This is a genomic window from Flavobacterium sp. Root420, assembly GCF_001427905.1.
Lineage (GTDB): Bacteria > Bacteroidota > Bacteroidia > Flavobacteriales > Flavobacteriaceae > Flavobacterium.
Map to the genome: position 1 here is coordinate 67330 of NZ_LMEF01000023.1, position 24216 is coordinate 91545.

Here is a 24216-nt window from a genome sequence, read left to right on the forward strand (position 1 = left end):
CATAAAAGGATTTTTCCCTCCCATCAGGCTAGGGCAACAGTTTTCAAAAGAAGTTTTGATTATTTTACAGCTAATAATTTTGATTCTTCCGTAGTAAATTCATTTACAATAGCATAAGTATCAATTTTTGCGATAGTCATTTCATCTAAAATATCGACCAAATTTTTAAAGTTGCATTTTTTGCTGGGTTTTATAATTACAATCACTCCTCCCCCAGGTCTGCCTAATTTTTCCGAATATTCACGAACAGAAGATTGTTTTTGTATTAATTCTTTACGAATTTCATCTTTACCGAATCTAACGTGCTTTGGAGACTGTTCAGGAAAATCTAAAAAACCTTCATACATTACTATTTTATCATTTTGATCTAATAAAACAGTAATAATTCGGTTCTCAACTCCCATATAACAGTGAGTAGTACCGTTCCATTCGTCATCAGAATATTTTTCTGGCAAACTTAAAGCCATGAATTTTGGTTTTGATAATTCACCAACGAGCATAAAAAATATAATCAGCAAAAACGAAACGCTGACCATAGCGGTTAAATCGACTCTTGTACTTAACTTTTTGCTTCTTACTTTTTTAGGTAGATTTTCCATGATGAATCAATTTATTTACTAAAGTTAACAATAAAAGTAATAAAATAAGATTGCCGATTTGAAAAATATTTAAAAATAAATTAGAATATTATTATGTTGTTTTATAGTAGTTTTTGGTGTTTATTCAATGATTTAGAATCTTTTTTTGAATTTTTAATAAAACCAAATAGAAAGCTATCCCGTAAATGAACTTATTCATCTGATATCAAAAATGTAATAGTTGGTCAAATCCCAACTTTCAAATTGGAATTTGGAATTTTTAATACGGTGATTTCAATGTATTTATCTTTTTGCCGTTAAGGTGGAGCCTGCAGAAGCTACAACTACACAAACGACGGCCAAAATTTCATAAAAATTTAGATTTTCCTGCAAGAATATAAAAGCACAAATTGCTGCAGCGGCAGGTTCTAAACTCATTAAAATGCTAAAAGTACGAGGAGGAAGCTGACCTAATGCCTTCATTTCTAAAGTAAACGGAATAGCGCTGGACAAGAGAGCAAGTGCAGCTCCCATACCCAAAAATTTTGGAGTAAGATTGGCAAGACCATTGTCGAAAAGTCCAAAAGGAAGGATTAAAATTGCGGCAAATAACATTCCTGTAGCAACTGCTTGTCCATCGTGCATGATTTTAGAAATTTTTCCGCCCAATATAATATAGGCAGCCCAAAGTGCACCCGCTAAAAGAGCAAAAAAGACTCCTAATAAATCTACTCTGTCGTTTGACCACGGGGCTATTAAAACGATACCTGAACCGGCCAGTAATACCCAACAATAATCTATTAAACGTTTTGATCCAATTATGGCTACTAATAATGGACCCATAAATTCTAAAGTTACAGCCAGACCAATTGGAATTCTTTCAATAGCTAAATAAAAAATTAAATTCATGGCACCTAAAGTCAAGCCATACGGAACTACAATTTTCCATTGACTGGGAGTGATTTGCTTTAAGTTTGGTCGGTACGCTAAAAGCAAAATTATGGCTGAAATTCCAATTCTTAGAGAAGCTGTTCCTGCCGCTCCAATTGCCGGAAACAGCGTTTTGGCAATTGCTGCACCACATTGTACACTGATAATAGATAATAGTACTGCGGGGACAGGAGGAAGGTTGAATTCTTTATTTTTCATGCGAAATTTAAATGGACTGCAAAACTACGAAATAAGTTTTGAAGGATCCATTTCTGCTCTATTCAAATAAGGAGAAATACGCTTAAAAGAATATATAAAAATCGTTTAAACTATTCTAAAGCACGTTTTGTAACATAAGCACGATAGCCAATAATAGCCATTTGCCATTTTTTTGCTTTTGAAATGTCTAATCCTTGTTTGGTAAAACTTGGTAAAAGGATTTTATTTATTTTGGCCAAAATTTTAAACATAGCAGGTTTGTTTTTTCAAAGATATAAAAAAAAGACTTCGCAGTTGTGCAAAGCCTTTTTTGAAGTGTTTTTCAAGTAATAATTTATGTCATTCAATTACTAAAAGCAAATTTTGATCTGGTCCCTTTTCTATATTTAAAGCATTTTTAGGTGCCTCGATCCAGCCAGTTTTGTTAATTACAAATTTGAACATTTTAATTTTATCATTTTCAAACTGTTTTTTGGGAAGAGAAAGCTCAAAAGTGTTTTTGTTTTTTCGGATTAGTTGGTAATCTTTATCATTTGGATTCCATTTATCAAAAGAACCTGTTAATGAAACGCTTTTTACTAAATTGGCATCTAATGACTTATCATGTTCATAAGAAAAAACAACATTTTCATTGACTATTTTATATCCGTAAATTTCTTTTTTAGAGTCGCCTTCAGATAGTAAAACTTGTGATAAATTTACAACAGCAGTTCCTAACGCATTTGCAGTTTTTTCACTGCTGATATTTACGATGATTGAAATTCCTAAACTACGTTCCGGATAAATCAACAACATATTTTGTGTCCCGAAAGCTCCTCCATGTTTCCAGCCATTTCTACCATTATTATCTACTTGAATGTTATCCCAGAAATAACCGTTCCAATCGGTATCAGAATTTAAAAGATTTCTTTGCGATTCCTGAACTAATTTATTTTTGATATCTAATTCAAAAGCAATAAATTTAGTCATATCACCTAAAGTAGATTTTAGATATCCTGCGGCACCCCAAAGGTTATCAGACAAGTTCGGCATCAGTTTATTATTACCGTTATAACCATTAGCAATAATGGTGTTTTTATCCACAAATAATTGCGTTGATTTCATATTCAGTTTTGATAAGATATTTTCTTTTAGCAAAGTTTCATAACTTTTATGATAGACATTTTCTAAAATGTGTGCTGCCAACTGAACACTTCCATTACTGTATTTAAACTTAGTTCCTGGTAAAGTGTCCAATTGAATTGTTTTTAAATCTGCAAAGAATTTTTCTCTGGAATATGTTTCATCCATTTTTCTAAAACCAATATAGCTACTGTCACTTGGATTTTTTCTAAATTCAGAATTATCGGGTAAATCTTTATTAAAACCAGTTCTAAAGGAAACTAAATCTTTAATTCTAATTGGGTGTCCATGATATTCCAAATTCGGATAGGAACCTGTAATATATTTTCTAATGTCATCATCGATCTTTATTTTATGATCAACGACTGCCTGAGCCATTAATAATCCTGTAAATAATTTGGTGATTGACGCTACTTCAAAAACGGTATTATTATTTGCCTGATTACCTTTTCCTTTGTCTATTTCACCATAATGCCTTGTATAAGTTTTTCCTTCTTTTACAATACCAATAGATGCAGAATTTGCTTTCGAAGTTTCTAATAACTTTTTAGCTGTGTTATCCATTAATTCGAGAATTTCTTTTTCAGAAATTGTAGCCTGTTGTGCCCAACATGAAAAAGTAAAGAACAGGAACAGTGCAAAAAATACTTTTTTCATTTTATTATATATTAGATTACTAAATCAAAAAAACCAGTGTTTTTTTGTACACTGGCTTTGTTTTTTAATTCTCAGAAATTAAGATTTTTTACTTTCTTTCTCAAATTTCTTCATTTCTTTTTCATAGGCTTTCATATCCTTTTCGTATTCCTTCATATTCTTTTCATAATCCTTCATGTCTTTCCCAACTGTTTCTTCGATGTATTTAGCATACTTTTCTATCTCAACGCTGAATTTTTCCATGGCAATTTCATACTTTTCCATATCCTTACCGTACACTGCTTCATGTTTAGCCATGATTTCATCAACTTGTTTTTCATAAGCAGAAAGAGTTGGTTCAAAAGCTTCCATTTTTTTCTCAAACTCTGCCATATCTTTCTCGAAATTGGCCATCGCTACTTTATCTCTTGGGTTTGCCGGTGGTGCTGGTGCTTTAGGCATTTTAGACATGTCTATAGTAGGTAACTTCGGCATAGATCCTCCAGGAAAAGCGGGTGCTGCTGGTGGAGCTGGAGGTACAATATTACCTATTCTTGCAGGAGGAGCCGGTGGAGAAGGAGGGGCAACATTTTTAATATCTGTACTGTTTACTTCTTCGACATCTGCGATGCGATCCTGAAGCATCGTTGATTCGTTTGTATCACCATCAGTAATAACGCCAATTTTCTTGATACCATTATCTTCGGTCGATACTGCCAGACCAAAGCTTTTTATTGGCTCATCACCGTCGATCTGAATGGTTTGAACTTCCTGAGCCCCTTTTTTAATGTTCATTTTAATGGCCGTCAGTTCCTTATTTGTGTTTCTTTTTACATTCGATATAGCAACATCAAAATCGTGGTTTTGTTTTATTTTTTCAGCGATTACTTTTAATTCCTGATCTGTTGTAGTTTTTTCGATTTTGTAAACATCATCTGAAGTAGTTTTTTGAGAAACTTTCTGATTTTCTTTTCTCTCCTGTGCAATGATTTCTATTTGAAATAAAAATACAAATGCAGCAAGTGCTGGAATAATGGTACAATACTTCCAGTAATTTGTTTTTTTTGATTGAGTTTTGTTTAACATGACAATTCGTTTTTTGATTAATGATTGATAAAAATGATTGGTGATGGCAACACAGTTTTCATGTGTTGTTATTTTTAAAAGCGTGTACTGATACGCTTTTTTGTCAGATATTTTTTTGGCGGCTTCACTATCAGCAATAAATTCAAGATTTTGTAGAATTGCTTTTTTGTACAACCAAATAATTGGATTGAACCAAAAAAGAACACAAAAAATTCTCGAAATAATAACATCAACGGTATGATGTTGATCGCTATGCACTTTTTCATGCTCAATAATACTTTCTAATTCTGATGCCGTGAACATTGATGAGTTGTAAACGATATAATCAAAATAAGAAAATGGAGCAATGTTTTCCTCAATATCTATAAATTTAAAATCTTGTTCTTGCTGTACTTCTTTTCCTTTTAAAACGGAATTCAAACTGTAAAAATCAGCAGCAAATTTTATAATAAGTGCCAAAAATCCAATGCCATAAATAATAAGCACTACATAGTCCCAATTGATTTCAATAGATTGTTCCGGAATAGTAGTATAAGTATGTGGAATATAACCTGCAGCATAATTCATAACAGGCGTTGGACTAGGGGCGACCCATACAATTTTAGTATAAACCAAAAATGGTAAAACTACAGATGTTATTAAGCCGGCCAATAGGAACCAACGATTACTGTTGAAAAACGTTTCTTTGCGAAGTAAAAAAAAGTAAGCAAAGTAAAATAAGATTAATAAGCCGCTTGATTTTGCAATAAAGATAAAAAGTGCTTCCATAATGATTATTTTTCTTCTTTTGAAGTTTCGATCATAGTCAGGATTTCGCGTAATTCGGCCGCAGAAATTTTTTCTTCTTTGGCAAAAAATGAAACCATACTTTTATAAGAACTATTAAAATAGTTATCAATAGCGGTGCTCATAAAACCTTTTCGATACTCTTCAATACTTACAATTGGGTAGTACTGATGCGTATTTCCAAAGGCATTGTGACTTACATATCCTTTCTCTTCAAGATTGCGAACAATAGTAGAAAGCGTATTATAATGCGGTTGATCTTCAGTAATCTCAGCCTGAATTTCTTTTACGAAAGCTTTTTTAAGCTTCCATAAAATTTGCATTGTTTCTTCTTCTTTGTTGGTTAATTTTAACATGGTTTTGGTTGGTTTTTTAAAAGAAAAATTGAAGATTTTTATTTGGTTTTAATTACAATTACACCATTTTTACCTTCTTCTCCATATTTTGTAATAGCATTAGCACCGGTCCATACGTTCATGGTCTTGATGTGAAGCGATTCTAGATCAACAGCAGTTACGGCAGGCGAGACAACGACCCCATCAACAATAATTAGTTTATTAAATCCTATTTTTACATTTGGTTGAGAGCTTGAACTAATAGCTATATTTGAATTGGTATTTTCATTAACGTTAGTACTTACAACTACATTAGTATTTGCACTACTATTTGTATTAATGCTTGTATGAGTATTATTAGTAGTTTTAACATCACAGTTAGTTTTAGAATTTGTAACTTTTTTTACTTCCACTTTGTGCTCTTTATCAATGATTTTAACTTCATCAATTTGGTTATCTGTTTTTAAACCTATTTTTTTAGAACCATCGCTGTCCGTTTCAATAACAATTTTACAATCCTTAATTGCCTTACTTCCTTTAACACGATACGACTGTGACTGTTCAGAACCTCTTTTCAGATCAAATCTGATAGCTATTAATTCATTATCTGAATTTCTTTCAATATCAGAAATCTTTGCATCAACATTATGATTTAGCTTCATTTTTTCAGCCATTTCTTTTAATTGCTGATCCGTTGTGTTTTTACTGATTTTGTAAACATCAACAGAACCATTTTCGTTTTTAACTTCTTTTGCAATTTGTCTTTTTTCTTTTGCAATTACTTCAACCTGAAATAAAATTGCAAAAGCTGCAAGCGCTGGAATCATAACATAAAGTTTCCATGAATTTCTCTTTTTTGATTGATTTTTGTTTAACATAACAATTCGTTTTTTGATTAATGATTGATAAAAATGATTGGTGATTGATAGACAACTCTCGTGAGTTGTAATTTTTAAAAGCGTGTATTGATAGGCTTTTTTGTCTGCTATTTTTTGAGCCGCTGCTGCATCGGCAATAAATTCAAGATTTTGAGTTATCGCTTTTTTATAAAGCCAAATAAAAGGATTGAACCAAAATAAGATACAGAAAGTTCTGGAAATCAAAACGTCGATGGTGTGGTTTTGATCACTGTGTACTTTTTCGTGTTCGATGATACTTTCTAATTCAGAAGCCGTGTACATTGATGAGTTGTACACGATATATTCAAAATAAGAAAATGGAGCTATGTTTTCGTTTATATCAACAAATTTAAAATCAGCCTGTTGTTTTATTTGTTTTCCTTTTAATATTGAGTTTAGGCTATAAAAATCAAAAGCAAATTTTATAAGTAAAGCTAAAAATCCAATACTATAAATGGCTATTAGTACTAAATTCCAGTCCATTTCAAAAATATCTTTTTCTATCCGAGCCGAATATAACTCTGCATAATTTACACTAGAAAGTGGAGCAGGATCAACCCAAATCACTTTAGTATAAACTACAAAAGGCAATATTGCAGAAGTAATTAAACCGGTCAATAAAAACCATCTGTTGTTGTTGAAAAAAGTTTCTTTGCGTAACAAAAAATAATAAGCGCAGTAAAATAATGTGATCAATCCGGCCGATTTTGCGATATAAATGAAAAGTGCTTCCATAAACAATAGTTTTATTATTTTTTGTCTTCTTTTGGATCTTCGATCATAGCAAGGATTTCGCGTAATTCTGCTGCAGAGATTTTTTCTTCCTTGGCAAAAAATGAAACCATATTTTTATAAGAACTATTGAAATAGTTGTCAATAGCCGTTTTCATGTATTTTTTGCTGTAGGCTTCTAAACTAATAATCGGGTAATACTGGTGTGTGTTTCCAAAAGCATTATGCGACACAAAACCTTTCTCCTCAAGATTACGAACAATAGTCGAAAGCGTATTGTAATGCGGTTGATCTTCGGTAATTTCAGCCTGAACCTCTTTTACAAAAGCTTTTTTGAGCTTCCATAAAATGTGCATGATCTCTTCTTCCTTGTTGGTTAACTTTTGCATGTTTTCTAATTTTAATTCAAACCTACAACTATTTTTTTAGTTACGCAACTATAAAAATAGTTATTTAACTAAAAATTAAGTTTGATTTGAATTAAAGGTGCAAAAAATCACTTCAAATTTAAAAGTAATAAATTGAATTTGAGTAATTTATGAGTTAAAATTAGTTAAGATTTTTTTTCGAGAATCAAAGCTTTTTTGATCCAAAAGCAACAAAGAGTCGCCACAACTCCAATGGAAGCCATGAAAAACCAGTTGATTTGGTATCCTAATCGAGTGATGATTTCAAAACCAACTTTTGAACTAATAATATGAGCCAAACTAAAACTCATGGTATAAAGTGCCATATAACGTCCTTCCTGACCACGTGGTGCACGGCTTAAGGCAAAAGCATTTGAAAAAGGGAAGGTTAGAATTTCTCCGATTGAAATACAAATCATACTAATAACCAGTATTCCGGCCCAAACATTTATTAGAAGCAAAAAGAAACTTGAAGCCATAATAAAAGAACCCAGAATAATGATTTTTATTTTTGGAAAACCTTTTCGCTCCAAAAAACCAACAGTTGGCATTTCCAGAGCAAAAATCAGAAGTCCGTTTAAGGTCATTAATAATCCAGTCTGAAATTCACTTAAACCAAATTTCTCATTATGATACAAAGGAAGCGTCGTGAAAAGCTGAAAGAAAATCATAGCCGTTACAAAACTCACAAATAAGAAAACCCAAAAGATTCGATCATGAAAAACTGATTTTTTATCTGTGGCACTTTCAATTTTATCGTCATGAGCTACTTTTTTCTTTTCTTTTACCAATAAAGCGAAAATTGAAATGGATATAATACACGAAGCTCCGTCAACCCAAAATAATCCGGAATAACCAATTCCCATAATAATCAATCCTCCTAAAGCTGGTCCGGCAGCGAAACCTAAATTTACAGCTAAACGCACTAAAGTCAAGGCACGGGTTCTGTTTTCGGGTTTGGCATAAGCGCCTAATGAAACAAACATTGCCGGTCTGAACATGTCTGCAATGACCATTAGAATAAACATGCCGATGCATAATCCCCAGAATGTCGTTATATATTGCACAAAGAAAAGCGAGACTCCACTGGTAAATAAGCTAAAAATCATGATTTTATAAAACCCGATTTTATCCGAAAGTTTTCCGCCAAGCCATGATCCTAACATAGAACCAAGGCCAAATGAAACCATAATCCAACCTACCTGATTATAAGAGAAATGAAGGTCCTCTTTTAAGTATTTCGACAAAAAAGGAAGCACCATTGTACCGGCACGATTGATAAAAGTAACCAATGTAAGTATCCAAATTTCTCTTGAAAATCCTCTAAAATTATTGATGTAGTGATTGGCGGCAGTTTTGAGCATTATAAAAATATATTATTTGCAACAAAGTTAGGAAACTTTGTCACGTATCTCGGTTGCTGCTTTGTTACTTTTAAACTATTTTTGTTCAAAATTTCCAAGATGAAAAAAATCGCATTTCTTACTTTATTATTAACTTTTAATTTTGGCTTCAGCCAAAAGAAATTTGATAAAAAAGAAACAGAGAAATTTCAGAAGACTATAAATTCAGAATACGCTGATCCTAAGACGAGTCCGTTAATGGAAGAAGATTTAAAAGTTTTTAAAACTTTAGATTTTTATCCTGTTAATGCTAAATATTTTGTCAATGCCAAGTTTGTAAAGGCAAAAAATGAAAAAGTTTTCGAAATGAAAACTACCGGAACAAGAACACCAAAATATATAAAATATGCTACTTTATACTTTACACTTGATGGTAAAGCACTGCAGTTGAATGTATACAGAAGTATTGATCTTTCTAAAACAGAAGAATACAAAGACCATTTATTCTTGCCATTTTCTGATTTAACCTGTGGTAAGGAAAGTTATATTGGTGGAAGATATATCGATTTAAAAGTTCCAAAAGGAAATACTATTGCGGTAGATTTTAATCAGGCCTATAATCCGTATTGTGCTTACAATCACAAATATTCTTGTCCGCTTGTTCCGCTGGAAAATGATTTGAATATCGAAATTAAAGCAGGAGTTAAAACTTTTCACTAATGGAATTCTTTAATTTTCATACGCATCAGTTTACGAATCAATCTAATGTTTTGGAATTGGTAAATCAATATCCAAATGAATTTGATGCTTCAATTCCGTTTTATTCAATTGGAATTCATCCGTGGTATATTGTTGATGACAGAATTGATGCCGATCTGAAAATTATTGAAGAAAAATTACAAACCGAAAATTGTCTGGCTATTGGCGAATGTGGTTTAGATAAACGAATTGAAATTCCGTTAGAAAAACAGATTATAGTTTTTGAAAAGCAATTGGCTTTAGCCGAAAAATATAAAAAGCCAGTCGTTATTCATTGTGTTGCTGCTTTTCAGGAAGTGATTGAAATTAAGAAGAAAATGAAAATTTCAGTTCCAATGGTCATTCACGGATTTTCTAAAAACAGTCAACTTGCCAATCAATTAATTGCGGCAGGATTTTATATTTCGTTTGGAAAATATTTACTTAGAAATCCAGAATTAAAAACAGTATTTCAGAATATTCCAAGCGATCGATTTCTATTGGAAACTGATACCATTGAAGAAAATATTCAACAAGTTTATGATTTAGCATCAGAATATAAAAACATTACAATTAAAGAGTTACAAGATATTATCTCAAGTAATTTTGAAGCAATTTTTCGAAAGAATAAAGAATAAAGAACAAAGAATAAAGAATAAAGAATAAAGAATAAAGAATAAAGAATAAAGAATAAAGATAGTTGATAGAAATCTTTAACTAGCGCTGTTAGCCGATGTGGAAAGCAACTTGAAACTTGAAACCTGAAACAAAAGAAACAAAATAACAAAAGATTTTATGGCAGAGTGGACAGAAAGAGCCGAGCTTTTATTTAAAAAAGAAGGATTAGAAAACTTAAAAAACTCCAATGTTTTGGTAGTGGGTTTAGGAGGAGTTGGATCATTTGCAGCTGAGTTTTTGGCCAGAGCAGGAGTAGGAAATATGACTATTGTTGATGGAGATGTTGTTGATATTACAAATATCAACAGGCAATTGCCAGCGTTGCATTCAACAGTTGGACAACCAAAGATTACTATTGTTGGGGATCGTTTAATGGATATAAATCCGGAATTGAAACTAACACGCGTTCAGGAATTTTTATCTCCGGAAAGAGCTTTTGAAATCGTTTCTCCGGAATTTGATTATGTTTTGGATTGTATTGATAGTATTACACCAAAACTTAATTTAATCATTGCAGCAAAACGCAAAAGAGTAAAAATCATTAGCAGTATGGGTGCAGGCGGAAAAATGCTGGCTTCTAAAGTAAAAGTTGCCGATATTTCTAAAACCATAAATTGTTATTTTTCAAAGGCAATTCGTAAACGTCTAAAAGCGGTAAAAATCAACAAATTGAAAGTGGTTTTTTCTTCTGAAATTCAGGATGAAAAAAGCTTAAAGTTAACCGATGGGAAAAACTTCAAAAAATCGTTCTATGGAACTAATAGTTATATGCCCGGATTATTTGGCCTTCACGCCGCAGAAACGGTGATCCGTCACTTGCTTAAAAAAGAGTAGATGCTTGTTTCAAGTTTCAAGTTTTCTTTGTTTCTGGTTGTATACGTTGTCTTGTTTAACCGCAAAGTTCGCAAGGGTCTACGCAATGAACGCAAAGTTATACAACTTGAAACCTGAAACCTGAAACAAATAAAACCTTAGAATCTTAGAACCTTAAAAAGAATGATAAAAACAGTAATTTTTGATATGGATGGTGTAATTGTAGACACTGAACCCGTACACCGTTATTCCTATTACAAACAATTTTCAGAATTAAATATTGAAGTACCTGAAGAAATGTATACTTCGTTTACCGGATTTTCTACCCGAAATACATTTCAGACTTTAAAAGGATTTTTTCCGGTGATTGAACATGAAGTAGAAGATTTGATTCAGAGAAAGAGAAGTATTTTTAATGATGCTTTTGACACTAAAGAAGATTTGTATTTACTGGAAGGTGTTGAAGATTTGATTAAGGATTTATATGCAAACGGTATCCAGTTGATTCTGGCTTCTTCTGCATCAAAAGTTACGATCGAACGTGTTTTTACGAGATTTAATTTACATCAATATTTCACACATATTGTAAGTGGCGAAGATTTTCCGCAATCAAAACCAGACCCTGCGATTTTTGTACATGCTGCATCATTGTCTGTTGCACCAAAAGAGAATTGTATTATCATTGAAGATAGTACAAATGGGGTAAAAGCAGCAAAAGCAGCGGGGATTTATTGTGTCGGCTACAATAGTCATCATTCTAAATTACAAGATTTGTCAGAAGCTAATTTAATTATCAATCATTTTAATGAATTGACTGCTGAAAAAATATCACAGCTTGGCGCCTGAATTAAGTTAAATTTAACATTTGTTACCTAATTGAATTTGTAAATTTGAACAAAACAAATAAAACCTAATAATGAAAAAACTACTTATTGCATTAGCTATTATAATAGCACCTTTTGCTACAGAGGCTCAGATAAAAACACCACAAGCGAGTCCTAAAGCTTATATCAAACAAACTGTTGGTTTGACAGATGTTGAAGTTACGTACTCAAGACCAGGGGCGAGAGGTAGAGCTGTATTTGGAAATTTAGTTCCGTTTGGTAAACTTTGGAGAACGGGTGCTAATGAAAACACAATTATTAATTTTAGTGATGATGTTGTTATCGATGGTAAAACATTGAAAAAAGGAAAATATGCAATTTACACTATTCCTAAAATCGAAAGCTGGGAAGTGATTTTCTATCTTTCAACTGACAACTGGGGATTACCGGAAAACTGGAGCGATGCTTATGTAGCTTTAAGAACTACGGTTAAAGAAAATGCATTACCAACTCCTGTTGAAACTTTCACAATTGGAATTAATGGCTTAGATCCAAATTTTGCATATTTAGAAATGGCTTGGGAAAACTCTCATGTAGCTTTGAAATTTGAAGTTCCGACAGCAAAAACAGCTACTGCAAGTATTGATAAAGTTTTGGCCGGACCATCTGCAAATGATTATTTTGCTGCAGCACAGTATTTGTTCCAATCAAACGGAAACATTGAAACTGCCAGAACATATGTTGACAAATCTTTAGATATGAGTGCTGACAGACCCTATTTTATCTTAAGATTGAAATCATTAATCCAGGCAAAACAAGGTGATAAAAAAGGTGCAATCGAAACTGCAAAAGCTTCGTTAGCTGCTGCTGAAACTGCTAAGAATCAAGATTACGTAAAAATGAATAAAGATAGTATTGCAGAGTGGAGCAGATAATGCTTTAGACTTCAAAATCCCAATATTTTTAAATTCCAAATTCCAAGGCTTGTAAAAGTTTGGAATTTGGAATTTTTTTTGAGTTTTGTGTCATTTCGACGAAGGAGAAATCACACTAGTAACTCCACAAAGTAAATCGACAATCATTGTCGAATTTCATGAGTGATTTCTCCTTCGTCGAAATGAGAATAGTATGGGTAAAAACACATAGACAGACTTGTCTGTGTTGTTTGAAAAAAGATGTATATTTGCCATTCATAAATTTAATCTGAATGTCACCGAGAGAACGAATTTTAGAAAAAACATTTACATTGTTTCATCAACAAGGCTATAATGCTACTGGAATTAATCAGATTATTGAGGAGGCCAAAGTTGCAAAAGCCAGTTTTTATCAGCACTTTAAATCGAAAGAAGATTTATGTGTTGCTTTTTTAAATGAGCGTCATTCTTTCTGGTTTAATCAATTGGAACAGTTTACTTCTAATGAAAAAGAGACTAAACCAAAAGTCTTGAGTTCGTTTGATTTTTTAATCTTTATGAATAAAAAGGAGAATTTCAGAGGCTGTAGTTTTTTAAATATACTTTCTGAAATCCCTTCAGATAACGTTAAGATTCTAAATGTACTTCAGAGTCACAAATACGATTTGAGAGCTTATTTTCAAAGCATTATAGATAACGAACTGCTGTCAGATCATATTTATTTATTATTTGAGAGTTGTATAATCGAAAGTCAGTTATTCAAATCAAACCAACTAATTGAGCAATCAAAAAAAATCATTCAAACTTTAATTTTATAAAAATGGAACAAAAACTACCATTGCCACCTTTTACTTTAGAAACGGCAAAAGAAAAAATTCAGTTGGCTGAAGATGCCTGGAACAGTCAGGATCCCGAACGAGTTTCAAAAGCTTACACGGTTGATAGCGAATGGCGAAACAGAGATCAATTTGTGAATGGAAGAGAAGAGATTGTTCGTTTCTTAACTCAAAAATGGAAAAAAGAAATCAATTATAAATTGAAGAAAGAATATTGGGCACATACCGATAACAGAATTGCAGTCCGATTTGAATATGAATATCAGGATTCTGAAGGAAACTGGTTTAGAGCTTATGGAAATGAAAACTGGGAATTTGATTCGAATGGTTTAATGCAAAAAAGATTTGCAAGCATAAATGATCTTCGTATTAAAGAAGAAGATCGAAAACTGAAATAGATTAATTCAAACTTGGTGGTTCAGGAATCTTAATATTTCTTTTGATCTTTTTTACAATTAAGAGGTAGAAAGTAATTCCTCCTAAAATAATCAACAATGCAATCTGTAATTGACCAAGACTATTATTATCGTTATACATTTTGTTGGCGCTGGCTAATTTTGCTTTGCCTTCTTTTACCTGAATTTGAGACAGCGATTCTAAAGTTTTCAAGGCTTCTTCGCTGGCAAAAGCAATTTTATTCCAGTTTTTATTTTCAACCTGATTGTTAATTTCTTTACACGATGCCAAAAAAACATCAAAATGTTCTTTTTCTTTATTTGTCAAAACTGTTTTGGCATACAAATCATCAATGCTGTGAACGATTTTTAAAGTATGAATAATTTCATCTTTTTTAGTGTTATCGCTTAAATTCAGTTTTTCGGCTTCACTTTTTATAAAATGAAGTTGTTTAGAATATTGAAAAATATAATGGGATACCATCAAACGGTCGTTATAAATCGCATTGATGTTTTCGTTTACTTTTTTAGAATTTCGTAACGTATTAAAATTGCTCAATAAAATAATGAGCATCACAATCAGTAAAATGAAAGCAGCTTTTGTTTTATTGCTGTATTTTTTTAGATCTTTCATAATGAATATATTGTGAATTTTTAATGACAATTTAAATAGAGGATTTCACATTACTATAAATTTACCATATTTTAATTGTACTTAAATAGATCCACACAATAAATAAAAGTTGCAATGGAACTCTGAACCACAAGTAAGTTATTCCTTTGCCATCAAAACTACCTTTTTGATAATCTATGTGCTTTACAGCTGCATAAATATTGGCAGGAAGCATAAAAATCAGAAAAAATAGTGTTGACCAGGCAGCATATATTTTTAAACCTGGTATCAAAAGACCGATTCCCAGAAAAATCTCAATTACTCCGGTGATATAGATCAATTCGGTTTTAAAAGGTATTTGAGGAGGGATCATCATGGACATTCCTTTAGTGAAAACAAAATGAGCAACAGCTGTAAAACAGAGCATGGCACACATCGCAATTCTCGCTGCTAAGAGTACGTTATATTGATCAGATGTAAATCTTATGAAAAGATTAGACAATAAAAAAACAGAAATTAAAACAATTAATGGTTTCATTTTTAGTGTTTTATTAGCGCTAAATTAGACCGTAAAAAGATACAAAACCATTTTTTAAATTTCGATTTTCTAAGATAAAATTTTTAAAAGGTTTATTAATTTATAAAACCTAGTGTACATTTTAAAGTTTCGTTTTGTTGTTTTTCGCGCGAAATTCTGGCCGAATCAACCATCGCACTAGGATAGAAAATAAAGATTTTATTAAATTTTTGTTTTGGTTCAAACAGAAAATAATCGCCGTTGTCTTTTACTGAAATTTTAGCATCGCTTTTTAATAATGAATCTGAAACTCCATTAGATTGATAAGAATACACCAACCAAATTGTAAATGAAATGGCAATAAGAAACCATATTCGTTTTACTATTTTCAGGATTGGGTGTTTCTTTTTGATCTTAATTAGTAAAACAAATTAATATTTAAGACTATTATTGTTTATCAATGTTTTAGTTTGCTTATTTATAATCTCTCGTGCTCTTGCTTCAAATTGTGAAACCGTACAAGCTGCTATACTAATATATATTATATGATTATCATCTTCAAGGTTTTCATTATTTTTTTGTGCTCTTTCATAACTTTCCATTCCCGTAATTAAGAGGACAGGGGTTCCTTCTCTAAATAATTGCGTCGCAATACCTCTCATTCTTTCTTCAGCTACAAGTTTTAGATCTTCTTTTTCATAGCTTAATAAAGCAATACAATACATTATAGAGCATATTTTTGCATTTTTAAACGCTGGATATTTTTCTAAAATTTCAGAACCTTGATTTAGATTTTCAAAACATTTTGTATAAAGTTGATTTGAAATTGAATTATTTTCGTCTTCTTCGATATTTTGTGAGTTTTGAGATTTAACCTGAAAACAGCAGCTAAACAATAGAATTAGAATTAATTTTTGAAACATAATTTTCCGTTTTCTTATTAAAATCCGAAAGCTTCAATTCTAGTTTTATATTTTTTCTTTTCTATAACCCCAATTACCTCATAAGCACCTGCGCCATCACTATTTGAAGACTGAATATACAAAATATCATTTACTTCATCATAATTCGCCTTTGAATTCAATAAAGTAGGTTCGTATAAATTTTGTAATGCTGATGGTGGTATTTCTACTTTTACTTTATTTATTTCAATTTGGATAGATTTATATTCTCTTTTTGGGACTTCTCCGTCAGTTCCGAAAAGAGGCAGGTTGTCAATTTTATCAAGTTGACTTGAATTGCTTTTGAAAAACTGCAATTTGTGTTTCTCTTTTAAAAATTTGGTTTCAGTAATTTCAATTTTTACAGACCCATTATCAAGTATAACTTTTCCATCTGGATTGTTTTTTAATGGGATCTGTTTAAAGTCAGTTATATATTTAATTTTGTCTTTATAAATATAACCATTCAATTCTTTTTCGCCTTTTTTATAATCAATGTTAGCCCAATTTCCTTGCGGTTCAAAATAATAAACTATAAATCCATTATTAAGTTTATCTGAAACATTATTAGCAATTTTTTCAGAACTGCGAACATTGACATAACCATCAGGATCAGTAATAATTGCAAATTGTGGATAGCATAAACTAAAATTGAATAAGAGCAAAATGAGCCAAATGTTCTTCATATAATTTTTAATTATTCCAAAACAACTTCCTCATCATCAGTCTTCCCTCTAAAGAACAAAACCTGCATCAATAAAGCCAAAATAATTGTTAGCATCGCTCCAATAAAATTCAGCCATAAATAGCCTAGTTTTTCCTGCGTATAAATCATGAAATAATAGATGATAAAAATGGTGATCTGACTAATAATCGCACTGTAAAACATTGGCTTAGCCTGAACTCTGCGCAGATAAAATCCAACTAAAAAGATTCCTAAAACAGTTCCATAGAAAATAGACCCAATGATGTTTACCAACTGGATTAGATTCTCAAACAAAGTTCCAACGCAGGCGAAAAGTATCGCTATAACTCCCCAAAATAAAGTAAAGAATTTGGTTGCATTCAAATAATGTTTCTCCGATTTTTCGGTTTTCAGATTTCGTTTGTAAATGTCGATTGCAGTTGTCGAAGCCAAAGCATTTAATCCCGAAGCCGTTGAAGACATCGCTGCTGAAAGAATTACCGCCAATAATAAACCAATCAAACCTTTTGGTAAATAATGCAGAATGAAATGGAAAAATACATAATCCTTATCATTGGTTTCACTATTACTATCGGCCTTGGAAATAATTTCTTTAGCACGATCACGAAGATCTTTTTCTTTGTTAGATAAAGCTACCAATTCTTTACGCAAAATCGGATTGTCGTAATCCTGATTCAACTGATCGATGTACAATAAATTGATTACTTTTTTATCTTCTGAAAGCGTAATCAGTTTTTTCTCTAAAGCGTGATATTCTTCTTTATAAGCCGATTTTTCAATTACAATTTTATTATTCGGATTAAAATTTAGCGGAACAGGATTGAATTGGAAAAACACAAAAACCATAACTCCGGTCAATAAAATAAAGAATTGCATTGGAACTTTTAAAAGTCCGTTCATAATTAATCCCATCTGACTTTCACGAACCGATTTTCCGGATAAATATCTTCCAACCTGAGACTGATCTGTACCAAAATAGGCGAGGGCCAGAAAGAAACCTCCCGTAATTCCACTCCAAAAAGTATATTTTTCTTCCGGATCAAAAGAGAAATCAACAATATTCATTTTATCATTCGCACCCGCAATATGCATCGCGCTGGTGAAAGTCATATCATTTGGAAGGTAATGCAAAATCAAAAAGAAGGTGATAAACATTCCCGACATAATCACAAACATTTGCTGTTTCTGTGTTACGTTTACAGCTTTTGTTCCTCCCGAAAAAGTATAAATAATAACCAAAAGTCCGATGATGATGTTCATAATGGTTAAATTCCACCCCAAAAGTGCCGACAAAATGATCGCCGGAGCATAAATAGTTAATCCGGTTCCTAAACCTCTTTGCACTAAAAAAAGAATTGCTGCCAGTGAGCGTGTTTTAACATCAAAACGTTTCTCTAGAAATTCATAGGCGGTATAAACCTTATTTTTATGATATAGCGGAATAAAAGTCACACAAATTACAATCATAGCAATTGGCAATCCAAAATAGAATTGCACAAACCCCATTCCGTCATGATAAGCCTGACCTGGTGTAGATAAAAACGTAATCGCGCTGGCCTGGGTCGCCATCACCGAAAGTCCCACAGTATACCACGGCGTTTCGTTGTTTCCCAGAATAAAATCTTCAACGTTTTTACTTCCTTTGGTTTTCCAGGAACCATATCCAACAATGAATAAAAGGGTAACAATAAGTACGATCCAGTCAAATAGTTGCATAGGTTATGAATATAATTGCATGATTAAGAAAAAAATTAGGATGTAAATGGCATTGGCTACCAAAACATAGGTGTAGCTTTTTTTCCATTTTTTTTCTTTTTTGGCTTCCATTTTTTTGTGATTTTTATTTCTTTAATTCTTGTTTAGGAGCTTCTATTGGTTGTTTTAACGAGATGATATTGGAGAGCAATCTATATGCACCAGCAACACCTTCAGGCAATTCTCTAAAAAAGCTTAAACCAGTGTAAATATAGTATCCTTTTCCATATGGTGCGACTAATAAAGCACCATCTTTAGCAGATTCTCCTTTATCATGTGACGATATGATAGGAGTGAAGGCAGGGTCATATTGGTTTGGATAGTACAAACCTTGTTCTTGTGTCCAGCCTTGAAAGTCTTTTTCAGTAATTTTATTAGGTGTATTTAAAACAGGGTGATTTGGAGCCAGGAAAGTAATTTTGGCATTTTCCTCCGTTACACGATCGTTTGATACTTTTAACGGATAAGGCGCAATCTGATCGGTTACCATTCTGCCATATGTATTATACTGTACAATCATGTTTTTACCACTTTTCACAAAATCAAAAAGTATTTTTTGTTTGTTGGCCAAAGCATTTACGGTATTGTAAGCGCGGACACCAGTTATAACAGTACTAAAGGAATCTAGTCTTTCAGGCGTAATTTCTTCGGGTTTCAAAATGGTAACTTTATATCCCATTTGGGCTAAACTTTCCGGAACTTCGTCACCAGCACCCATAATATAAGCAATGGCATCACCAGAAGTTTTTAAATCAACTCGGATACATTTTGACTCAGCTGGTTTTAAAACCATTTGTTTGGTAATATGGCTATAATCGATAATTGTTTCGTCTTTGTCAAAACGTTTGCTGTCAACAATAGCAATCGCTTTTGCAACAGTTTCTTCCTGATTTAAGGGAGGAGTAACTTCAAAATAAAAGGTTTGGTCATTCCCTTTTTTATTTAAAGAAAATGCAATCTCTTTTGGCGAAACTACCCAGCTTTTCGGCAATTCTAATTGCAATTTTCCCGTAATAACATCTTTGCCGGCGCGAACTTTTACCGGAATCATTTTGCTTTTGGTATCTTTGAAAATCAATACTTTTTCTGAAATTGAAGTCGTAACTTCTGGTACAATATCAAGGAAATTATACATTTCGCCTTTTACACCGTCATTGTATTTGTAAACAACATTGCGTTCAAACGGAATTTCAATTCCATTAATTTTTATATTAAAAACAACTTTTACTTCTCTAATAATATCCGGAATCCCTATGTTTTCCTGATTAGAAACCGTGTACATTCCAACAGTCGCTTTTTCTTTAAGCCAGTACGGCTGTGTGTATTCTAAATTCTCCGGAAGTTGTATTTGAAGAATACTTTTCTGGTCGTTATTATTTTTTAGAATGCTATTTTGAACTGTTGTTTTGTTATCCGGTAAAGAAGTTACACTTGTCAATTGCATTTCCACAGGACTTCTGTTAATCACTTCAAGACTTAGTTTAATAATACTTCCAGGCGTTGCTTCCTGTTCGCTGGCAACAGCTTCAAGATATAAGCCAGAGCAAGAGGCAATAATGTTTTTTATTGCTGTAGCCTTTAAAGGTTTCCAATGATCATCATCTAAAGCTTCGATCATGGTATACGCTTTTACCAAATCCGGAATACTTGCTGATGGATTGCTAAAATCGTACTTTGAGATGATTTTTGAAATTAATTCTCCAATTGGTTTACCGTTTTTAACACGGTTCCATGAAGTATCGATTCCATCAAATAAATCATCTCTTTCTGTTGGAGTTTCGCCATTGATAAGTTCCAGATATTCTGTTTCTTCACCACGAGCGCCAGTACTTCCAAAACCTTGAGACTGGTGACGGCTTCGACTTAAAGCGGCAATTTCCTGATTTGATTTTCCGATACCGGTATAATAAACACCAGTCTCTAATTTGGTAAATTTTGATTTATTGGCAGCGTCAAATTTTTCCTGGCTTCCATAAAACCACCAGGACGGATTAAAAAACTGTCTTTTTACCTGCCACGGTTTTACATATTTTAATTGTTCGGGATATACTTTAGGGTCATTGGTCAGTTTAAAACTTTCGACACTTAACATCGCTGATGATGTATGATGTCCGTGCGTTGTACCTGGCGAACGATGATCAAATCGATTAATGATTACATCTGGCTGAAATTTTCGTATTGTCCAGACAACATCAGCAAGGACTTTGTCTTTATCCCAGATTTGCAAAGTTTCATCCGGCGTTTTTGAAAAACCAAAGTCATTTGCTCTGGAAAAAAACTGTTCTCCACCATCAATTTTTCGGGCTTCAATTAATTCCTGCGTTCTGATTACACCAAGTAATTCACGCAATTGCGGACCAATTAAATTCTGACCTCCATCGCCACGTGTCAATGACAAATAACCGGTTCTGGCATTCATTTCGTTTGCCATATAAGAAATCAAACGTGTGTTTTCGTCATCAGGATGAGCGGCAACATATAAAACCGAACCTAAAAAGTTAAGTTTTTTTATTTGATTATAAATCTCAACAGAACTTGGTTTTTGTGGTTGTTGTGCAAAAGAAATTGAAATTCCGGTTAAAAAAAATAGAAGAATTTGTAACTGAATTTTTCGCATAGCGTATTTTGGTGTTTTTGAAAGAGGTTCAAAAATAGTAATTATATTGTTGAACACTATTTAAATGAAATGTTAATGTTTAGTTATTGACTTTCTTTCAACAAAATTTATTCCAAAAAAAGCTGCCAGATAAAATCTAACAGAGTTAGGAGAAACTATACATGCAAAAAAAAAGAGTATCAAATTTTTGATACTCTTTTTTAAATAACTATTTAGCAAATATTTATCTTCGTCCGTGTCCATGATCATCATCATGTCTATCATGTTTGTCGTGTCTGTCATGGTGATCATCATGACGATCATGCTTATCATAATGTTTATAATTTCTGTGATTATCATGACGATCACTATAACCATAAACAGGTCTTGGTTTATAAGGTCTTTGTGGCGCACCATGATATCCTTTGTAATATCTTACTCTATGACGATCAAAGTATGTATATGGAGTTCTACCGTGATAATCATTCAAGACTACTTTATAACCTCCATATAAATCATAATTTCTATATTGTCTTGGTAAATAAGTTGTTCTAACCCATCTTCCATCACCAAAATAAATGAATTGTGATGCTCTTACGTCGTAATATGCTTCAATGTCTGGCAAATAATAATATTCTGTTTCAGCATATCCTGAAGGACCCCAAGCTGGAGGTGTTCCTATATTAACATTAATTGATACTTGGGCTTGTGTTGCATTTGCAACCAAAAGGAATAATCCGGCGATTGCTATTTTTATTGTTTTCATTTTTTTTAAGATTTAATGTTATTCTTGTTTAGGGATATCCATATACTGTGCCAAAAATAAAAAACAGATACATTTGGTCGGATAAAACATGCAGTTTATCGATCGATATTAGGTTATGTTTTTTGTAAATATCTGATTTTTAATCTGTTTTGAAATGCTTAGAAAATGAAATAAAACTGAAAAATATTTCATTTTTATTTATAATCCACAATTTTTGGTTTTCCAAGTTCAAAACTTTGTAAACCATAATCTGTAGTTTCAAATGTATTGGTTTTGAAAACATTATCGCCTTCAAATGGTATAGTTGGATAGTATGACAATGACAATTGAAAAGAACTGAAAACTAAATAGTCATTACTGATTACCAAGCCAAGAGTCACTTTAGAATAAGCTTTATTTCGCCCCATCGCATTATTTGGGCTTCCTAATACTGCAATTGAATAATTAAAAAACGGATTCATACGAAATCCCCAAAGTGCGTGAGGAGAATAAGTTTGGGTTTGAAGAGATAGAAGCATTTTATTTGTTCCGTATACAGCACTGTTAAATCCGGCTAAACCATTTCGTTCGTTTATATTTAATTGATCTCCAATGATATCTTCACGATTTACTCCAATAACAATTCTCGGATTAACAAATTGTCTTAGCTTCCAATTTCCTATACGATATAGTTTTGTAAAATAATTGCTCTCAATTGCAAATGCTGTTTCGTAGGTTTTAGACTGATGAAAAAAAGTACCTGCTTCAAAATTAGTACTGAAAAATCCCCATCTGTAATAATTTCCAAAAGAAAATTGTCCGCCTATATAAGGCCGCCAAAATGTGTTTTTATACTGATAACCGAGTGTAATTCCATAAATTCGACCAATAGGAACATCTTCAGTTTGCCCGTTTCTAAAAATATAACTGTCTTTGATAAACTTTCTGGTATTGAGTCCAATTCCTGATAAAATTAGTTTTTGATCCGAATAAAAATTCGTCGGATCGTACAAATCTGATGGACTCTCACTAAAGTTCACATTTAGAAAACGAGCTGAAACTATCAGATTGGTTATGCCACCATTTTCAGTTTCAAATACTTTAGATGCTTTTCCAGCCCAAAAATCCTGAAAATTATATTTAAAAGGCTGATATTCATAAGTCATATCTGGTGCCTGTAAAGTATCTTTTCTAAAATCTTGTCCTACATATACGCCACCGGCCCATTTGGTTAAAGGAGAATAGAATAGACGTTCAATATTTATTGTTTTAGAATAATTATTGTCAAGATCAATATTGTAATGTAAGGTTGCTCCAATATAAGTATTTTTAATATTCGGTACGGTATACGTTACATCATTACCGTTTCTTCCGTCATCAAAACGATTGGTAAAACGGTATTCTAATTGTTGACCAGACCCAAAAAAATCTTTCTCTTTAAATCCAACAGAAACCCGATTGCTCGAAATAGAAAATCTCGGAATAGTACTCCAGGAGTCTAAAACACGAATAGTAATATCAATAGAATCAGAGGCTACTACCTGACGCGTTATTCGAACTGCAGTCACATATTTTTGAGCACGAATCAAACGTTCCGATTCCTGTACTTTATAACTGTCATAAACGGAATTTCGTTTAAATAATAATAGATTTTTAATAGCAATCTTTTTCGTTTTTAGGTGCAGCCTGTTTCCTGTTCTTTCGCCCCAATTTCGAGGTACCTGCGTGGTATCTGTAACAGAATGTCCAAAAGGATCTAATGTTACAATGTTTATTCGACGGATAATTTTCCCACTATAATCAGCAGTATCTTGAGGAACAATAAAATCTTCCTTTTTTCGAGGTTTTTTTGCTCTAAATAAAAGTTTATGAAGTGTTTGAGTAAATTTATTTTTCTTAGAGTAGTTCTGAATCTTTGTATAGATCTCAGTACTATCTTTTTTACCTTTACCGTCTTCTTTTTTAGTATTTATCTGTGCTTGAGTAATTTGCATACAAAAGCATAATGAGATAAAAAAAACTATTTTTTTAATTAGAGACATTCAGGTATTTTTTTGCTGCACAAGAGGATT

At 32.3% G+C, this 24216-nt stretch carries 24 protein-coding genes; 7 read left to right on the forward strand and 17 right to left on the reverse strand.

From position 1 onward, the window contains the following. Nucleotides 1–59: 59 nt before the first annotated feature. From ASC72_RS12260 to ASC72_RS12300, 9 genes are all read right to left on the reverse strand, one after another. Nucleotides 60–599 (reverse strand): biopolymer transporter ExbD, encoded by a 540-nt coding sequence (locus tag ASC72_RS12260; protein WP_056191101.1) that lies wholly within the window; start codon nucleotides 597–599, stop codon nucleotides 60–62. Nucleotides 600–881: 282 nt separating this feature from the next. Further along, nucleotides 882–1727, reverse strand: a complete 846-nt coding sequence (locus tag ASC72_RS12265) for a DMT family transporter (RefSeq protein WP_056191103.1) — start codon at nucleotides 1725–1727, stop codon at nucleotides 882–884. A gap of 110 nt (nucleotides 1728–1837) precedes the next feature. Further along, a complete protein-coding gene (locus ASC72_RS12270; RefSeq protein WP_056191105.1) occupies nucleotides 1838–1978 on the reverse strand; it encodes a hypothetical protein in 141 nt (46 codons plus the stop codon). 88 nt (nucleotides 1979–2066) lie between these two features. Further along, nucleotides 2067–3506 carry a serine hydrolase gene (locus ASC72_RS12275; RefSeq protein ID WP_056191107.1) on the reverse strand — a complete coding sequence of 480 codons (1440 nt, stop codon included), beginning with the start codon at nucleotides 3504–3506 and terminating at the stop codon, nucleotides 2067–2069. A 78-nt stretch (nucleotides 3507–3584) separates the two neighbouring features. Then, nucleotides 3585–5339 carry a M56 family metallopeptidase gene (locus tag ASC72_RS12280; protein ID WP_056191109.1) on the reverse strand — a complete coding sequence of 585 codons (1755 nt, stop codon included), beginning with the start codon at nucleotides 5337–5339 and terminating at the stop codon, nucleotides 3585–3587. A gap of 5 nt (nucleotides 5340–5344) precedes the next feature. Beyond that, nucleotides 5345–5713: a BlaI/MecI/CopY family transcriptional regulator gene (locus ASC72_RS12285; protein ID WP_056191111.1), complete on the reverse strand. Its 369-nt coding sequence runs from the start codon at nucleotides 5711–5713 to the stop codon at nucleotides 5345–5347. A 38-nt stretch (nucleotides 5714–5751) separates the two neighbouring features. Continuing rightward, nucleotides 5752–7326: a M56 family metallopeptidase gene (locus tag ASC72_RS12290; protein WP_056191112.1), complete on the reverse strand. Its 1575-nt coding sequence runs from the start codon at nucleotides 7324–7326 to the stop codon at nucleotides 5752–5754. Between the two features lie 14 nt (nucleotides 7327–7340). Beyond that, nucleotides 7341–7712: a BlaI/MecI/CopY family transcriptional regulator gene (locus tag ASC72_RS12295; RefSeq protein WP_056191114.1), complete on the reverse strand. Its 372-nt coding sequence runs from the start codon at nucleotides 7710–7712 to the stop codon at nucleotides 7341–7343. 164 nt (nucleotides 7713–7876) lie between these two features. Beyond that, entirely contained in the window at nucleotides 7877–9094 is a 1218-nt protein-coding gene (locus tag ASC72_RS12300) for an MFS transporter (RefSeq protein ID WP_056191116.1), read from the reverse strand. A 99-nt stretch (nucleotides 9095–9193) separates the two neighbouring features. Here ASC72_RS12300 and ASC72_RS12305 point away from each other — a divergent pair, with 99 nt between their 5' ends. From ASC72_RS12305 to ASC72_RS12335, 7 genes are all read left to right on the forward strand, one after another. Further along, nucleotides 9194–9793: a DUF1684 domain-containing protein gene (locus ASC72_RS12305; protein WP_056191117.1), complete on the forward strand. Its 600-nt coding sequence runs from the start codon at nucleotides 9194–9196 to the stop codon at nucleotides 9791–9793. After that, nucleotides 9793–10449 carry a TatD family hydrolase gene (locus ASC72_RS12310; protein ID WP_056191118.1) on the forward strand — a complete coding sequence of 219 codons (657 nt, stop codon included), beginning with the start codon at nucleotides 9793–9795 and terminating at the stop codon, nucleotides 10447–10449. Before ASC72_RS12305 ends, ASC72_RS12310 begins: the two co-directional genes overlap by 1 nt. Nucleotides 10450–10606: 157 nt before the next feature. Next, on the forward strand, nucleotides 10607–11323 hold the full coding sequence (locus ASC72_RS12315; RefSeq protein ID WP_056191121.1) for a ThiF family adenylyltransferase: 717 nt from the start codon (nucleotides 10607–10609) through the stop codon (nucleotides 11321–11323). 162 nt (nucleotides 11324–11485) lie between these two features. Then, on the forward strand, nucleotides 11486–12148 hold the full coding sequence (locus tag ASC72_RS12320; RefSeq protein WP_056191123.1) for an HAD family phosphatase: 663 nt from the start codon (nucleotides 11486–11488) through the stop codon (nucleotides 12146–12148). Nucleotides 12149–12218: 70 nt separating this feature from the next. Further along, on the forward strand, nucleotides 12219–13061 hold the full coding sequence (locus ASC72_RS12325; RefSeq protein WP_056191125.1) for a DUF2911 domain-containing protein: 843 nt from the start codon (nucleotides 12219–12221) through the stop codon (nucleotides 13059–13061). A gap of 272 nt (nucleotides 13062–13333) precedes the next feature. Further along, nucleotides 13334–13858: a TetR/AcrR family transcriptional regulator gene (locus tag ASC72_RS12330; protein WP_056191127.1), complete on the forward strand. Its 525-nt coding sequence runs from the start codon at nucleotides 13334–13336 to the stop codon at nucleotides 13856–13858. Between the two features lie 2 nt (nucleotides 13859–13860). Further along, nucleotides 13861–14274, forward strand: coding sequence for a nuclear transport factor 2 family protein (locus ASC72_RS12335; protein WP_056191130.1), 414 nt, complete (start codon nucleotides 13861–13863; stop codon nucleotides 14272–14274). Between the two features lies 1 nt (nucleotide 14275). Here ASC72_RS12335 and ASC72_RS12340 read toward each other — a convergent pair whose 3' ends face one another. From ASC72_RS12340 to ASC72_RS12380, 8 genes are all read right to left on the reverse strand, one after another. After that, nucleotides 14276–14905, reverse strand: coding sequence for an MCP four helix bundle domain-containing protein (locus ASC72_RS12340; RefSeq protein ID WP_056191132.1), 630 nt, complete (start codon nucleotides 14903–14905; stop codon nucleotides 14276–14278). A gap of 61 nt (nucleotides 14906–14966) precedes the next feature. Further along, nucleotides 14967–15422, reverse strand: coding sequence for a hypothetical protein (locus ASC72_RS12345; protein WP_056191134.1), 456 nt, complete (start codon nucleotides 15420–15422; stop codon nucleotides 14967–14969). Nucleotides 15423–15832: 410 nt separating this feature from the next. Further along, on the reverse strand, nucleotides 15833–16324 hold the full coding sequence (locus tag ASC72_RS12355) for a hypothetical protein (RefSeq protein WP_056191138.1): 492 nt from the start codon (nucleotides 16322–16324) through the stop codon (nucleotides 15833–15835). Nucleotides 16325–16341: 17 nt separating this feature from the next. Then, entirely contained in the window at nucleotides 16342–17028 is a 687-nt protein-coding gene (locus tag ASC72_RS12360) for a hypothetical protein (RefSeq protein WP_056191140.1), read from the reverse strand. A gap of 11 nt (nucleotides 17029–17039) precedes the next feature. Then, nucleotides 17040–18764, reverse strand: a complete 1725-nt coding sequence (locus tag ASC72_RS12365) for a sodium:solute symporter (RefSeq protein ID WP_056191142.1) — start codon at nucleotides 18762–18764, stop codon at nucleotides 17040–17042. Nucleotides 18765–18888: 124 nt separating this feature from the next. Continuing rightward, complete coding sequence (locus ASC72_RS12370) at nucleotides 18889–21420, reverse strand: PIG-L family deacetylase (protein WP_056191144.1); 2532 nt, start codon at nucleotides 21418–21420, stop codon at nucleotides 18889–18891. Nucleotides 21421–21643: 223 nt separating this feature from the next. Further along, the gene (locus ASC72_RS12375) at nucleotides 21644–22165 is read right to left on the reverse strand and encodes a hypothetical protein (RefSeq protein ID WP_056191146.1); all 522 of its coding nucleotides are present in this window, start codon (nucleotides 22163–22165) and stop codon (nucleotides 21644–21646) included. A gap of 194 nt (nucleotides 22166–22359) precedes the next feature. After that, nucleotides 22360–24138: a hypothetical protein gene (locus ASC72_RS12380; protein ID WP_371258455.1), complete on the reverse strand. Its 1779-nt coding sequence runs from the start codon at nucleotides 24136–24138 to the stop codon at nucleotides 22360–22362. Nucleotides 24139–24216 lie beyond the last annotated feature (78 nt).